Origin of the sequence: Microcystis sp. M53602_WE12 (assembly GCF_030065455.1) — a bacterium.
In the GTDB taxonomy this organism is placed as follows: Bacteria; Cyanobacteriota; Cyanobacteriia; order Cyanobacteriales; family Microcystaceae; genus Microcystis; species Microcystis aeruginosa.
The window spans coordinates 1-2,113 of sequence record NZ_JASJFB010000004.1 but is presented as its reverse complement, the minus strand read 5'-3'; the positions used below and the strand labels follow the sequence as shown (position 1 = coordinate 2,113).

General features: G+C 47.2%; 3 protein-coding genes. 1 reads left to right on the top strand and 2 read right to left on the bottom strand.

Translation table 11 applies throughout. The features are described 5' to 3' along the window. A partial coding sequence (locus tag PX482_RS00125; protein ID WP_502888547.1) for a phosphoglucose isomerase-related protein occupies nt 1-771 on the bottom strand: 771 nt, incomplete at its 3' end. A gap of 199 nt (nt 772-970) precedes the next feature. On the opposite strand from PX482_RS00125, the gene dusB reads away from it, so the two are divergent. After that, nucleotides 971-1,972: a tRNA dihydrouridine synthase DusB gene (gene dusB, locus PX482_RS00120; protein ID WP_288096394.1), complete on the top strand. Its 1,002-nt coding sequence runs from the start codon at nt 971-973 to the stop codon at nt 1,970-1,972. Here the strand turns inward: dusB and PX482_RS00115 are convergent. Next, complete coding sequence (locus PX482_RS00115) at nt 1,935-2,057, bottom strand: hypothetical protein (protein ID WP_260324586.1); 123 nt, start codon at nt 2,055-2,057, stop codon at nt 1,935-1,937. The genes dusB and PX482_RS00115 overlap by 38 nt on opposite strands. Nucleotides 2,058-2,113 lie beyond the last annotated feature (56 nt).

Sequence of the window (2,113 nt, the reverse complement as noted above, 5' to 3'; positions counted from 1 at the left end):
TAACATTTCATCAATGTCGATACCCTGCAAAGCGGCCGGGAGAAGACCGACGGCGGATAGTTCTGATGTACGACCACCGACCCAATCCTGCATGGGGAAACGAGTTAGCCAATCTTGGGCGTATTTGTCCAGTTGGCTACCAGGCATAGTGACGGCGACCGCGTGTTGCGGAAAGTCTAAATCCAGTTTTTCGTAAGCGTTGCGGACCTCTAACATTCCGTTTCTCGCTTCGGGAGTGCCGCCGGATTTACTGGTGACGATAACGAGAGTGGTAGCTAAGGGTAAATGGGCTAGGGTGCGATCGATACCTTTGGGGTCGGTATTATCAATAAAAGCAATCTCTAAGGGGGGATTAAGGGGGGATAGAGCCGAACCGACGAATTGGGGACCCAAAGCAGACCCCCCGATGCCTACACAGAGAATATGGCTAAATTTTGCCCGATTGGGTGGCTTAATCGCTCCGGAGTGAATTTTCTTGACAAATTCTTTGATCTGTGCTAGGGGTTCGGTGATTTCGGCCCGCAATTCCTGGTTAGGAGCGAGTTCAGGAGCGCGCAGCCAGTAGTGGCCGACCATACGCTGTTCGTCGGGATTTGCGATCGCACCCTGTTCTAAGGCTGCCATATCTTGGAAAGCACGCTCGAATTTTGCTTCTAGACCTTTGAGAAAAGCCTCATCGAAGGGAATCCGACTGACATCGAGATAAAGTTCTAGGTTAGGGTGATAGTATAACCAATCTTGGTAACGTTGCCAGAGTTGCAGATTATCCATAAAAAAAAGCGAAATTTTTGTTTAATTACTCGTTTAGGAGAGATAAGATTCTATCCTCTCCAATCATCATACAGGTAGTTTTAGACTAGAAGTTGACGGTTAAGCATATATTAGGGGTTGGCAAAATACTAACAGTGACGGAACTATCCCCTAATTGTTCGGTTTGCTGGTGTTGGCTGTTGATTTTTTAACTGGTTCTATGGCTATCTACTCATCCCCTCTCAAAATCGGTAACTTAGAAGTGCATAGCCGCGTCTTGCAATCACCTTTATCCGGTGTCACCGATTTAGTGTTTCGGCGCTTGGTGAGACGCTTTGCTCCTGATTCGATGCTCTATACGGAGATGGTTAACGCGACAGAAATCTCCCAGCTGCAAGAGTTACCGCAATTGATGGTTATCGGGGACAAAGAACAACCAATTAGTATGCAGTTATTTGATTGCCGTCCCGATTTTATGGCTGTGGCGGCGAAAAAAGCGGTTAAAGAAGGAGCGATGACCATCGATATTAATATGGGTTGTCCTGTTAATAAAATTACTAAAAAAGGCGGCGGTTCTTCCCTTTTACGACAGCCAGAAATTGCCGAGCAAATTGTTAGGGAAGTGGTGAGAGCGGTATCAGTGCCAGTAACGGTGAAAACTCGCTTGGGATGGAACGCTCAGGAGATTAATATTATCGATTTTGCCCGTCGTTTGGAAGATGCGGGAGCGCAAATGTTGACCCTGCACGCACGCACTAGGGAACAGGGTTATCACGGGCCAGCCGATTGGCAATGGATTAAACGGGTGAAGGAGGTTTTATCGATTCCTGTCATCGCTAATGGTGATATTGTTTCTGTGGAAGCGGCGATTAATTGTTTGGAATTTACTCGGGCCGATGGGGTGATGTGTTCGCGGGGAACCCTCGGTTATCCCTATTTAGTGGGGGAAATCGATTATTACCTCAAAACAGGCAAAAAGTTGCCGAAACCCACCTCTATTGACCTGTTAAGCCTAGCTAAAGAGCATTTACAGGGGCTATGGCTATACAAGGGACAACGCGGTATTTGGCAAGCGCGGAAACATCTGGCTTGGTATTGTCAGGATTTTACTGCTGCGGCGGTTTGGCGCGATCGGTTTTCGCGCATCGAATCCCTGGGGGAGGGCTGTGATTTAATTGATGAAGCTATTGCCCAATTAAACCTTGAAAACGAGAATATTTAGGGTCTGCTGAAAAAGTTTTTCCTGGTGGCAGGGTGTGGGGTGTAGGGTGTAGGGTGTGGGGTTTTAGCGATTTTGAAGGTGTCAATTACCTAATTTTCGGGGAAAAAGAACCTGAATTTTCCCCCCAATCACTCCAATGGT